The organism is Methylocystis sp. H62 (genome assembly GCF_015709515.1).
GTDB lineage: Bacteria > Pseudomonadota > Alphaproteobacteria > Rhizobiales > Beijerinckiaceae > Methylocystis.
Map to the genome: position 1 here is coordinate 43,858 of NZ_JADNQZ010000046.1, position 12,403 is coordinate 56,260.

Annotated in this window: 8 protein-coding genes and 5 pseudogenes; 4 read left to right on the top strand and 9 right to left on the bottom strand. The window is 58.6% G+C overall.

Annotation, left to right across the window (positions count from 1 at the left end):
• Nucleotides 1-26: 26 nt before the first annotated feature.
• Both IYY11_RS05675 and IYY11_RS05680 read right to left on the bottom strand, forming a co-directional pair.
• On the bottom strand, nucleotides 27-1,229 hold the full coding sequence (locus tag IYY11_RS05675; protein ID WP_196403028.1) for an NAD-dependent formate dehydrogenase: 1,203 nt from the start codon (nucleotides 1,227-1,229) through the stop codon (nucleotides 27-29).
• Between the two features lie 649 nt (nucleotides 1,230-1,878).
• Nucleotides 1,879-2,289: pseudogene (locus IYY11_RS05680) on the bottom strand (recombinase family protein); the annotation flags it as partial.
• Between IYY11_RS05680 and IYY11_RS05685 the strand changes: the two are divergent.
• A pseudogene (locus tag IYY11_RS05685) lies at nucleotides 2,286-2,774 on the top strand (TSUP family transporter); the annotation flags it as partial. The pseudogenes IYY11_RS05680 and IYY11_RS05685 sit on opposite strands and share 4 nt — an antisense overlap.
• 79 nt (nucleotides 2,775-2,853) lie before the next feature.
• Here IYY11_RS05685 and IYY11_RS05690 read toward each other — a convergent pair.
• Together IYY11_RS05690 and katG are read right to left on the bottom strand one after the other, a co-directional pair.
• Nucleotides 2,854-3,492 carry a DUF3280 domain-containing protein gene (locus IYY11_RS05690; RefSeq protein ID WP_196403030.1) on the bottom strand — a complete coding sequence of 213 codons (639 nt, stop codon included), beginning with the start codon at nucleotides 3,490-3,492 and terminating at the stop codon, nucleotides 2,854-2,856.
• A gap of 913 nt (nucleotides 3,493-4,405) precedes the next feature.
• Nucleotides 4,406-6,613 carry a catalase/peroxidase HPI gene (gene katG, locus IYY11_RS05695; protein ID WP_196403031.1) on the bottom strand — a complete coding sequence of 736 codons (2,208 nt, stop codon included), beginning with the start codon at nucleotides 6,611-6,613 and terminating at the stop codon, nucleotides 4,406-4,408.
• Nucleotides 6,614-7,292: 679 nt separating this feature from the next.
• Between katG and IYY11_RS05700 the strand changes: the two genes are divergently transcribed.
• Together IYY11_RS05700 and IYY11_RS05705 are read left to right on the top strand one after the other, a co-directional pair.
• Entirely contained in the window at nucleotides 7,293-7,553 is a 261-nt protein-coding gene (locus IYY11_RS05700) for a hypothetical protein (protein WP_246719669.1), read from the top strand.
• Nucleotides 7,532-7,687: pseudogene (locus IYY11_RS05705) on the top strand (NAD-dependent formate dehydrogenase); the annotation flags it as partial. The gene IYY11_RS05700 and the pseudogene IYY11_RS05705, both read left to right, overlap by 22 nt.
• 74 nt (nucleotides 7,688-7,761) lie before the next feature.
• Here IYY11_RS05705 and IYY11_RS05710 read toward each other — a convergent pair.
• Nucleotides 7,762-8,930: pseudogene (locus IYY11_RS05710) on the bottom strand (IS4 family transposase).
• A 336-nt stretch (nucleotides 8,931-9,266) separates the two neighbouring features.
• Nucleotides 9,267-9,446, bottom strand: coding sequence for a hypothetical protein (locus IYY11_RS05715; protein WP_196403032.1), 180 nt, complete (start codon nucleotides 9,444-9,446; stop codon nucleotides 9,267-9,269).
• Nucleotides 9,447-9,498: 52 nt separating this feature from the next.
• Between IYY11_RS05715 and IYY11_RS05720 the strand changes: the two genes are divergently transcribed.
• The gene (locus tag IYY11_RS05720; protein WP_246719671.1) at nucleotides 9,499-10,041 is read left to right on the top strand and encodes a hypothetical protein; all 543 of its coding nucleotides are present in this window, start codon (nucleotides 9,499-9,501) and stop codon (nucleotides 10,039-10,041) included.
• A 303-nt stretch (nucleotides 10,042-10,344) separates the two neighbouring features.
• Here the strand turns inward: IYY11_RS05720 and IYY11_RS05725 are convergent, their stop codons facing one another.
• The 3 genes and pseudogenes from IYY11_RS05725 to opgC form a co-directional block, all read right to left on the bottom strand.
• Complete coding sequence (locus tag IYY11_RS05725) at nucleotides 10,345-10,827, bottom strand: bacterioferritin (RefSeq protein ID WP_196403034.1); 483 nt, start codon at nucleotides 10,825-10,827, stop codon at nucleotides 10,345-10,347.
• Nucleotides 10,828-10,964: 137 nt separating this feature from the next.
• On the bottom strand, nucleotides 10,965-11,804 hold the full coding sequence (locus tag IYY11_RS05730; protein ID WP_196403035.1) for a uroporphyrinogen-III synthase: 840 nt from the start codon (nucleotides 11,802-11,804) through the stop codon (nucleotides 10,965-10,967).
• Between the two features lie 380 nt (nucleotides 11,805-12,184).
• Nucleotides 12,185-12,283: pseudogene (gene opgC / locus IYY11_RS05735) on the bottom strand (OpgC domain-containing protein); the annotation flags it as partial.
• Nucleotides 12,284-12,403 lie beyond the last annotated feature (120 nt).

Sequence of the window (12,403 nt, forward strand, 5' to 3'; positions counted from 1 at the left end):
CAATGATCCAATTTCGTTATGTGAGCTCAGTATTTCTTGAATCGGGCCGCTTCTTCCGAACCGCCGGTCGCGTCGCCCGCGCTGTAAGAGTGGGCGCCTGCGCCAGCGAGTTTGCCTGCGTTGACGATGAGATATTCATCGCGGATCGCACGATTGTCGAACCAGCATTCGAGAATCTCCCTCACTCCGGCTGCATAGCGCGTCTGCGCCGTCAGGCTGGTGCCAGAAATATGCGGCGTCATGCCATGATGAGGCATCGTTCTCCATGGGTGATCGACTGGCGCAGGTTGAGGAAACCAGACATCGCCCGCGTAGCCGGCCAATTGTCCGCTTTCGAGCGCACGCACGATGGCGTCGCGATCGCAGATCTTGCCTCGCGCCGTATTGACGATATAAGAGCCGCGCTTCATCTTCGCTATCAGTGCGTCATTGAACAGATGTTCGGTTTCCGGGTGCAGCGGGCAATTTATGGTGACGACGTCACAAACCGCGACCATGCTTTCCACGCTCGGGTGGTACGTCAGATTCAGTTCTCGTTCAACCGATTCCGGAAGACGATGACGATCGAAATAGTGAAGTCCGACGTCGAAAGGCTTCAACCGCCGGAGTACGGCCGATCCGATGCGACCGGCGGCGACGGTGCCGACCTGCATGGCTTCCAGATCGTAGGACCGCGCAACGCAATCCGCGATGTTCCAGCCGCCTTTCACGACCCATTGGTATGAAGGGATGTAATTACGCACCAGCGCGAGGATCATCATCACCACATGTTCGGATACGCTGATGCTATTGCAGTAGGTGACCTCGGCAACGGTAATGTTGCGATCGATCGCCGCTTGCAGATCAGTGTGGTCTGATCCAATGCCGGCGGTGATAATGAGTCTAAGCTTTGGCGCCTTCGCAATTCGCTCGCGCGTCATATAAGCCGGCCAAAATGGCTGCGAAATGACGATGTCGGCGTCATGAAGCTCTCGATCGAGCACGCTGTCCGCGCCGTCCTTGCTGGATGTCACGACCAGTTGATGACCGTTCGATTCGAGGAATTTGCGCAGCCCTAGCTCCCCAGAGACGCTGCCGAGCAACGTGCCCGGCTTAAAGTCCGTCGCTTTGGGGGAGGGCAGCGTTTGTCCGTCAGGATAGCGTTTGGGCTGAGCCACGTCGTCGCGCGCATAGGTGTTCGGATCACCTTCGACCGGATCGTCGTACAGCACGCACAAGATTTTGGCCATGTCGTTCCTTTCCTTTCGAAGCGCCACCTTTATTGGCGGAAGGCGCCTTGTGATTTGTTCGCGGCGACCATCGGCAGCGCGACATCCGAAAGTTGCCGCCGCTGCCGCCGCTCGGCCGTACGCACATCGTTATCGACGTAGATAGCGCGCTTCATTTCAGCGGCGACGGCAAGTCTGCAATTCAAGGCCAAACGGCGTTGGCGGCTATTATGGGAGGTAGCGCAGAATGATGGTTGGAAGTTCGGCGCAGATCGAGGACGAGTGCCCGCCTTTTTCCGGTGACCTCATGGCCTTCAACTCGAACGAGGCGATCGCTAGAACGGATGTCACGCTGCTGTTAATTGGAGACCAGCAAAAAGCTGGGGGTCAGGCGGCTTGCCAAAACTCGTTATCGTTGGGCCATGTCCGTTCAACTGGCTGTGGCAGACCGCAGTAGCGTTCGAGGATGCCATTGAGATGAGCAATCCGGACATGGAGCATCAGCTGAGCGCCTAGCAGAGACCATCGCATCTGGCGCTTCTTGCACATGCGTTCATTCATCAATTGGTTGTAACGAGTGATGACACCGCTATCTCTACTGGGAACTCGCTTCCATCCTTCCTGCGCCCTCGCAGATCGCGCCCTGCACCCATTGGTCGGGTCTCCGGCGACCCGCCATGGTCCGTTCACGTATGAGATCGCGCTCAAATTCCGCTAGAGTGGCGAAGATCCCGAAGATCATGCGGCCGGAGGAAGTGGTCGTATCGATTTGCGTCCCTTTTCCGGTGAGCACTCTCAGACCGACGTCCCGATCGGACAGATCCCGAACGGTGTTGACCAGATGGGTCAGCGTCCGCCCGAGCCGGTCAAGCTTCCAAACGACAAGCACATCGCCCGCCCGCAACGCGCGCAGGCAAGCCTCGAGGCCGGGCCGATCATCGCGGCTCCCCGAAGCGCGATCCTCGTAAATCTGGTCTTGAAGAACGCCGGCGACACGCAGGGCGTCGTGCTGCAGGTCGAGCGACTGCGAGCCGTCGGCTTTCGAGACGCGGGCATACTCACAGCTTTTGGGAGCTGACACGCCTCGCCTCGAAGACGCTCTATCGCGTAATAGCTGCGCTGCTCGTCCTCATCGCGGGCGTGCTCCTCTTTGGTCACGACGCGGCGGCGGCCGAGCCCCTGCTGAAAGGCGCCGCCCAAGCCGTCGCTGGCGTCGTCTGCGGCTTCACCATTGGCGTCGTGGCGTCGCTTCTGGGCGTCGCGGGAGGGGAATTGCTGATCCCGACGCTGACGCTCTTGTTCGGCGCGGACATAAAGCTCGCCGGCAGCCTGTCATTGGCGGTGAGTCTGCCCACAATGCTCGCGGGCTTTGCCCGTTACAGCCGTGACCGCAGCTTCTTGACCCTTGGGCGGAACCGAACCTTCGCGCTCGTGATGGCGGCCGGGTCGATCGTCGGGACTTTTGTTGGCGGCCAGTTGCTCGCCATCATCCCGAGCGCCCTTTTGCTTCCCGCCCTCGCCGCGATCCTGCTCGTCTCCGCCGTGAAGGTCTGGCATCATGCATAGTCTTGCACGACAAGACACCAGACAGAGACACCAGTATTTTCTTACAATGTAAGCGTCTATCCCGTGCTCATTTGCCCGTTCAGCGTTTCTCAAGCAGGTTGTAACGTAGGAGATAACGCATTCCGCGCACCCATGATTCGTCGGTGTTGCCCCGGATATCGACACTCTGGCTGAAATATGCGGTCCCGCTCCTCGCATCGTCCATATAGGCGTTTTCGTTCAGGATGAGATTGCTGACTTTCTGCACCGTGCCCCAGGCCGCCAGATCGGCCCCTGCCTCGCGCGCCCATTCGATTTGGCAGCCGTTGCATCCCGTGATCCTGGCGCTTCGATCGATCTTTTGTCTTAGCGAATCCGAAAGCGGCACAACTTCATAACGGCCAGAGTCGACCAACATTTTCGTCAACGTGTCGCCGATCATGACAAGTCGCTGTTTTTCAATGTCGCTCGTCGGCTCAGGCGACGTGTTGATTATCTCGAAGCCGAAAAAGGCGACTTTCAGCTTTTTGCCCGCGTCCGCCTGCGCGCACGCGATCCCCGTTCCGATGACCATGAACGCCACGGCCTGAGTGGCGCGGCGAGCAATCTTTCTCGCGCATTTCGAGACCGCGATCCGAGGATGCTTCATGGTTTCACCTGTAGTTTCAGCGTCATGTATGTTGGTTGACGCCGCGCGGTATTGGAGCCGTTTTGTTGGGCGTCGCCGGTTGGTCGACAAGCAAGGCCGTCTTGAGGCCGCAAGGCTCGCCCGCGTCACAAGCGTTCGGCCAAATGGCTTAGCCGCCGGCAAATTAGCTCCACTTCGCCAGCCTTTGCAAAGGAAACAGCGCCCCCGGCTCTCCCGTCACGAAGCCGCTCGGCGTCGCCCCCTCAATGGCCGTGCAGGTAGATCACATAAGAGGCCAGGAAATAGACCGTCGAGAGCTGTCGATTTCGGTTTCAATATGACATTGGTACCCTATGATTTTTCAAAACGTTACGATCAATCAGTCTCAACTCAATTTCTGTTTCATTTGAAACTGGAGCCAAAATTTTTCGGTTTCAACTGAGATTGATCGACCGGTCGATCGACCGCACGATGTCGGCATGCTGATGGTTTCAATCACGACCACAACGATCCGCTTACAGCACGGGAAATCCGGGATTCAACGAAAATTCCTCTCCGCCTGGTATCGTCAAAAATGCTGTTTCATTTGAGACTGGAATCGAAAGCGGAGTTTCAGATGAAACGGAAAAAGCGACACCAAATACCCCCGGTCTCACATTGAAACCGAAATCGACAGCCTTGGTAATTAAAAACTCTTAGCAATCAGAGTTAGATGCTAGCGATGCGGCGGAAGCCCAGAAGAGTGACGCTCTTCTCAGATACAAGAATCAAGCGCTTACGATCTCTGGATGTGCAAGAAGCGGCAGATGCGATGGACTCGGTTAGGCGCTCAGTTGATGCTCCATGTGCGGGCGGCTCATCTCAATGGCATCCTCGAACGTTACTGCAGTCTGCCGCAGCCGGTTCGATGGAAACGGCCCAACGAAAACGAATTTCGGCAAGCCGCCTGACCCCCAGCTTTTTGCTGGTCTCTATTGAAACCACCAAAGCCATGTCGGGTCTGCGACCTTCCTATCGCTCTGGATCAGGGGAGATCGAAGCGATCGGCGTTCATCACCTTGGTCCATGCCGCCACGAATTCGGCTACGAACTTTGCTTGCGCGTCGGCGGAGCCATAGACTTCGGCAAGCGCGCGCAGCTGGGAGCTAGAACCGAAGATCAGGTCGACACGGGTGCCGGTCCACTTCAGTTTCCCGCTCTCGCGGTCGTGTCCCTCGAACACATTTTCGTCCGCGGTCGCTTTCCACTCAGTGCTCATGTCCAAGAGGTTCACGAAGAAGTCGTTGGTCAGCGTCTCTGGCCGCTTCGTGAAGACGCCGTGCTGCGACTTGCCGTGGTTCGCGCCCAAGACGCGCAGGCCGCCAACGAGGATCGTCATCTCCGGCGCGGTCAGCGTCAGGAGTTGCGCCTTGTCGATCAGAAGCTCCTCCGCCGGCACGGCGTATTTGGCCTTGAGGTAGTTGCGGAAGCCGTCTGTGACCGGCTCGAGATAGGCGAAGGACGCCACGTCGGTCTGCTCCTGCGACGCGTCCGTGCGTCCGGGCGCGAAGGGAACGGTCACGTCGTGGCCGGCCTTTTTCGCGGCCTGCTCGACGGCGGCCGAGCCGCCGAGGACGATGAGATCGGCGAGCGACACTTTCTTGCCGTCGCTTGCGGCGCCGTTGAACGCTTTCTGGACGCCCGCAAGCGTCTCGAGAATCCGCGCCAATTGGGCGGGCTGGTTGACGTCCCAATCCTTCTGCGGCGCAAGACGGATGCGCGCCCCGTTTGCCCCGCCGCGCTTGTCGGAGCCGCGGAAGGTCGCCGCCGAAGCCCAGGCGGTCCCGACGAGCTCGGAGATCGAAAGTCCCGTGGCGAGGATCCTGGCCTTGAGATCCGCGATGTCTTTTGCGTCGATCAGCGCGTGATCGACGGCGGGAACCGGATCCTGCCAGATCAGCTCCTCCGCCGGGACTTCCGGTCCCAAATAGCGGGCGCGCGGACCCATGTCGCGGTGCGTGAGCTTGAACCACGCCCGGGCGAAGGCGTCCGCAAACTGATCCGGATGCGCCATGAAGCGCCGGGAGATCGTCTCGAAGACCGGATCCATCCGCAGCGAAAGGTCCGTGACCAGCATCGTTGGCGCGTGCTGCTTCGAAGGGTCGAACGCGTCCGGAATTGGCGTTTCGCCGCCGCCTTTCGCCCTGAACTGATTAGCGCCGGCCGGGCTCTTGGTCAGCTCCCATTCGTATTTGAACAGGTTCTCGAAGAAGTGGTTGCTCCACTTCGTCGGCGTCTGCGACCAGGTAACTTCCGGGCCGCCGGTGATCGCGTCTTTACCTTTGCCGGTGCCGAACTTGCTCTTCCAGCCAAGTCCTTGCTCCTCGATGGGCGCGGCTTCTGGCTCGGGGCCGACAAGCGCCGCATCGCCGGCACCGTGGGTCTTGCCGAAGCTGTGTCCGCCGGCGATGAGCGCAACCGTCTCCTCGTCGTTCATTGCCATGCGCTTGAAGCTCTCGCGAATGTCGATGGCGGCGGCGACCGGATCTGGCTTGCCGTTCGGCCCATTCGGGTTCACGTAGATGAGTCCCATCTGCACCGCGGCAAGCGGATTCTCGAGCTGGCGGTCACCGGTATAGCGCTCATCGCTACGAGGATCAGGGAACCAAACCTTCTCCTTGCCCCAGTAGACGGCTTCGTCGGGCTCCCACACATCGGCGCGGCCGCCGCCGAAGCCGAAGGTCTTGAAGCCCATCGTCTCGAGCGCGACATTGCCGGCGAGGATCATGAGGTCGGCCCAAGAGATTTTCCGGCCGTATTTCTGCTTGATCGGCCACAGGAGCCGGCGCGCCTTGTCGAGACTCGCATTGTCCGGCCAAGAGTTGAGCGGCGCGAAGCGCTGCTGGCCAGCGCCGGCGCCGCCGCGGCCGTCGCCGACGCGGTAGGTGCCGGCGGCGTGCCACGCCATGCGAATGAAAAGCCCGCCGTAGTGGCCGAAGTCCGCCGGCCACCAGTCCTGGCTGTCCGTCATCAGCGCGGCGAGGTCCTTCTTCAGAGCCTCGAAGTCGAGCTTCTTGAACTCCTCCGCATAGTCGAAAGCCTCGCCCATCGGATTGGACTGGGGCGAGTTCTGGCGGAGAATCCTGAGGTTCAGCTGGTTCGGCCACCAGTCGCTGTTCGACCACATGCCGATGCTCGTCGCTCCGTGCACGACCGGGCACTTGCCCGTTTTCATCTCAGTCTTCGCTTCCATCTTTCTCCCCGACCGTGTTCCAGTTTTCTTCGAACTGTTCGTATGAACCCTGGCCAGCCGCTTCCTTCACTCGCTCGATCGCTCATTGCCAAATATTCCAGGAACAATCGGCTCGCGAGCACGCCCGCTGGAGCGCGTCCTAAGCTAAGCGCGAGCACTGCGACACGGACTCGCCTGTGACATAGGGCGATGCCAAAGGTCCGGCAATATCGCCCAATCTGAATGCACGGAACCAAGCGTCTGACTTGGTCTGCTAACTGGTCCCGTTCTCCGATATCGTCGAAGGCTACAAAATGGAGCCCAGCTGCCGCCTGAGGATGCGTCTGTAGCGGCGGCAATTTGGGGTTCAGCAGACCTATCGGAACGAAGCGCCCGTAACGCAGGTTGACCCTAAGAGTCCTCTCTGATTGCGGTCGTTGCAGTCAAGCGAAAGGCAAGGCTGCTCGTCTACAACGCGGCGGCGGATTACTTTGACCATCCCGTTTTCGCTGTTCAAATCGTGGTTGAGCGACGTGCCGTCGCGATCTACGCTAACGGCATTCGCATGAGTCCGAGGGCGTGCCAGCCCCACTTCCGACGCAGCCGGCCCCGTCTCAGCGGGTAAGCCGACGCAACGCTAAATTGTCCAACGACGCTAACGCGATCGTCGCGATTAATACCAAGGTTTTGGGGGCGTGCCGTGCTGACTTGTCTTCGTGGAGCCCATGTTATTGATCTCGTCCACGAGACCGACAGCGTGGGCGATGTTTGGTTCGAAGATGGCCACATCGTCGCGCAGCCAGAGGGTCCCAGGCTCGACGCCGAATATGATGTGTCCGGCCAAATCGTAATGGCAGGCGCGATCGACATCCATTCGCATATTGCCGGTGGCGGCGTGAACGCGGCACGCCTATTAATGCCGGAGGCGCATCGCGCTCATCATCCGCCGAGCACGTCGTGATGATGATCCTCGGCCTCGTGCGCAACTACATTCCCTCCTATAACTGGGTCATCAACGGCGGTTGGAACATCGCCGACTGCGTCTCGCGCTCTTACGATGTGGAGGGCATGCATATCGGCACCGTAGCCGCCGGTCACCATTTTCGCCTGCTCGCACTTTCATGCGCAGACCTTCGATTTCGAACCCATCCTTCTTCACTGCTGTCCGGTTAGGTATCGAACAAATTCAACTGGTTATATGGTGATCCCTCGTCATTGTCGTCGTCAGCGTCTTGAAAGGCGCGGAAAAGCTGGATTTTTTCGAAAGAGTGGACGGATAAGATCTGTAGAAAAGTGTAGAGCGACACATCGAGCGCCAGTTCCTTCTTGATGATCGCCGCCAGCACATAGACGCAAACCGCCGTCCAGATTTGCGTCTTCACCGCATTCTCGGATGTGCCGAAAAAATGACGAATGCGCAAATGCTGCTTGATCCATTTGAAAAACAGCTCGACTTGCCAGCGCTGTTTATAGAGCGCGGCGATGATCAGCGCGGGCAGCGTGAAATTGTTTGTCAGGAAGACCAGTCTCTTGCCCGTGTCCGGATCGCAAAAATGCACACGGCGCAAATGTTCCGGGTAGCTGCGGCACGTGTAGAAACCATCGAGCGCGATGCTTTGATCCGAGCCAAGGCCGGTCGATTTGTCGACAGGTCGCGAATAGACGCGATGATAATTCATGTTGATTTTCGCACGGGTGACGAAGAATGCGCAGGCCTGATACAGCGCATGAAGCCTCGCGAAATCGACATAGCCGCGATCCATCAGTAAATGGCTCCAGCTTCCGGCGTGATCAAATCCAGTGCGAGCGCATCGCCCATTTTGCCATCGGAAACATGGATGAAGCTTGGGATGGAGCCGCGCAAGTCGAGCAGCGTGTGCATCTTGACGGCGGCTTTCGTCGAACGAAAATCGGCCCATGGAAACAGCGACAGGCACAGATCGATGGTCGTGCTGTCGAGCGCGTAAACGGTGCTCGCAAGATCAAGGCCGGTGTCGTCATCGACGTAAAGTTTGCGTGCGCGGCGGACCAAGACGGCGGCGATGTCCGACCATATGCGCCAGTCTCGCCGTTCGTTCGCGTCGGCCAAGGTCGACTTTGCGACGGGCTGGCGCAGCCCCATGCCATAAAGCTTCGAGGGTTGCGCTCCGAGACACGCCTCGATATCGCGCAAACTCTCGCGATACGTCATCGGCGCGAACGCCATGATGCGAAATTGTTCGCCGCAACGAAGGCTGCGGACGCGAACATCACCGCGATGACGTGTGACGATTCGCTCGAAACTCGTCCACGGAACGAAGTCCATGACTTGCGAAAACAGCGTCCGGCCAAAGTTCACGGCAGGGCTCCCCGATCAGGAAAATCGGGAAAACTAGCGCAAAATCACCGAGGCGAGTTCAAATCGACACCAAACCAAATCAGGCCTAACGTATTAGCCATGAAGGCTTATTCCAGCTGCGTCGTTCGCTTAACCGGACAGTAGTGATCCTTCTTACGAAGAAATTGAACAATAGGTGTGCAAATTCGCACTGCAGGAGGCGACCTTGGTCGGCATCTATCGGCGGTGACAAGGGAACATGTTCAAACCCGCGGCAAATTGTTTCGATTCCTGTCGTGGAATCAGTTTAGGCGCCGAGCAACATCGTCAGGCACGACCTCGGTGGAGACTTCAAGATCAATCGACGCGCCGCGATTGATATTGGCTGACCTTGCGGTCGCGGTCGAGATAGGCGGGGACGACCGCTGCAATTGGCTGCGGCACGATTCCCAGTCCTTCCAGCGTCACTCCGCTCGCTTTCGCTTCATCCGAAACGACGTTGTCACGGCGGAGCAATTTAACCTGATCGGTCGTCATGGACAGCAATTTCGGGAAAAGTCCGAAGGACAGCTTGCTAGCAATTTGCGTGATGCTTGCGAAGGCCCTGCCTTACCGGTCCAACCTCCAGAAAATCGCTGACTTTTCGTTTGAGCGCATCGATCCGACCTATGTCGCTCGCGCTCACGCGCTCGGTCCGAATTCAATGCATGCCGTGGTCGCCGGCAAGAACTACGGCCAGGGATCCTCCCGAGAGCACGCCGCCGCGGCTTCCCGATATCTCGGCCTCAGAGTCGTCGTCGCGAAGAGCTTCGCCCGAATCCACCGGCAAAACCTCATCAACTACGGAATTCTTCCACTCCTGTTCGTCGAGTCGACGGACTATGATCGGCTGGAAAAGAACGACACGCTTCGGATCCGTGACTTCCGCCACAAGCTCGCAGGCGGCGGGAAAATCGTCTTGGAATCAGCGAACGTGACAATAGAGACGCAACATGGTCTGACGTCCGACCAGATCGAGATCGTCCTCGCTGGCGGCGTCGTAAATCACCGTCGAAACAACAGGCGCATGGGAAGCGGGCGCGACGCGCTTACGCCGAGATCACCGGTCGATCTCGCCGAACACGATATCTAACGAACGAATAATTTCGGAGGACGACAAACGGCGGTTCTTTGCTGTCTTGCGCTCGCGCCGGATTCGATCGCCGCAGGACGCGGTATGAGCGCCAATCATAGCGGAGCGAAGAGACACAAAATGACTGAGACAGAGAAATTGCAGAGCGCCTGCCAACGGCGATCGATCGCCGGGCCGTTCGTCCGGCCGGGCCCGTAGTCAATTGCTGACGCGACACCGCGACCACCGGCACCGTCGCGATCATCAAGAGCGAAACTCTCTCCTTTTCCCGCACAACGACCGCGTCGTGCCGCGGCCCGGGCTCTATTTGTGTGCCGATGCCGAAAAAACGGACACATCCCCCGGCTTGCGTAGCATCTTGTTGACCTCGCCCTGGTGCAGTTCCTCGGTGTAGATCATGTTGCGCGCGTATTCCTCCAGCATCACGGACTTGCCCTCTACTTCCTTGAACAGCTCGCGGTAAAGCTCCAACGCCGCCGCTTCATGCTCCAGCGACTCGCGCAGGATATCGCCGATATCGTGTTTGTGGGTTTCCAGCAGCGGACCGATGCCAAGTGATGGATGACCGCCGAGATGAGTGATCATTTCACCCGCCTTGTGCGCATGGGCGAGCGATTCGTCCGCCTGCCCGCTCAGCCAGGAAATGATGGGGAGGCGATTGTAGCCGAAAACCATTAGGGAATAGTGCGTATAGCGCACCACCCCGGCCAATTCATATTCCATGATGCGGTTGAGCAGAGCTATAATTCTCTCGTTGCCCCCGACTGCCTTTTCTTCCTTGGACATGTCCGTCTCCTGGTTAAAACATCGAAGTTTTCAGCTTAACAGGCGCTCGAATACGTGCGGCGACGCTGAAAGCGACAGAACAAGCATTGCCGGCAGAAGGCTGCGTAGCCTTCCATCGTTCATGCGTCCTACGGCTCTCACCGCACATGCGGCGCATCACGCGCGCCATTGCGCTGTGGGTCGGACAGCGCCGCGTTGATCGCGTCAATAAACGGCCCGAGCTTCGGTGGATGTGCTTCGATATCGACCCTCACGGCGAGCTTGCGGAGCGCGTTGCTGCACACCGGTCCGATCGAAGCGACGAGCGTTCGGACAAGGCTCTGTTTGAGCGACGTCTCTTTGCCGTGGTATTGCGCGACAGCGAAAAGGTTGCTCGCCTGCGATGCGCTGGTGAACGCCACAAGATCGATCTCATCGCGGCCAAGCGCGTCGATCAGCCTTTGCAACGGCGCCGTGTCCTCTGGCAAGGCCCAGCGATAGGTCACAATTTCGATTACTTCCGCGCCTTCGCTTTCGAGCGCGGCCTGTAATTCACGATTGGTCTCGCCGTAACGCTGTACCACGATGCGTTTGCCGCGTAACGGGGTCTCATGCATTTCGGCAAGCACCTCGTGCGTCGTGAAGGGGTCGCTGGCGGCGCGATCGATGCGCACCTTGCGCGAGCGCAGTACCGTGGCCGGCTTGGGGCCGCGTACAATCACCTGCGCTGCGTCCAGCAGCCTCAGCAGAGCGCCAGTTAGCCCCAGCGAATCGGTCGCGGCGAACAATTCGCGAGTCCCGACGCCCGTCTGGAAAATGAATATCTCGGGCGGCGTGGAATTCCAGCCATGGATCAACTCGTGAATATGTGCAGGATCGACATCCGGGATTTCGCTCAGTGCGGGCGCCAAAAACGGCGTGCCTCCATACTTGCGGACCAAACTGGCAATGTGATCCCCCTTGCGGCTTTCAAGAATGGCGACGGTTTTGTCTTTCATCGACGCACGACGCAAGAGTTTCCTGCCTAGCCAGTCATTATGCGAGCGGGTCCCGCAGGTGTCACTTTCCACCGAACACCTGTCGAGGGACCGATAAATTAACTGGGTTTCATGCGGCTTTTAGCAATGGCGGTGTCGGCTCGAAGATCCAGGCCAAGCGATATCGATCGCGTCGGCTTTGGTGGTTGCCAAGTCAAGGCGGCGGCGATGCGGATGTGGTCGTCCTCTTCGCGATTTATGGCGACAATGATCCTGTGTATGAATTGCTTGACGATAATCAGAACATCGTCGGCGCGCTGTGTTTCGAGGATTTCATCGCGCTACGTGGATAAATGAGACGCGAAAGCGGAGGAAAGAATGTCCAACTATTAATTGCGTGGCGTGAAGTTGCCCAGGATGTTGCCGGGGATGTGATTGATGAAAATCGTCGCCAGCGCGATCCCGCGCCAGAAGTCGATCGCGTCGATTCGTTCGCGCATCTCGGCCGTTGAGTTCGAAGAGTGTTCGCATCAGTCGGACGGCGCGTGAAATCTCGCTCGACCGGCCCAACAGTTGCTTCGCCGCGAAGCGAAACCCTACCATTCCGCCCATGTCGCGAT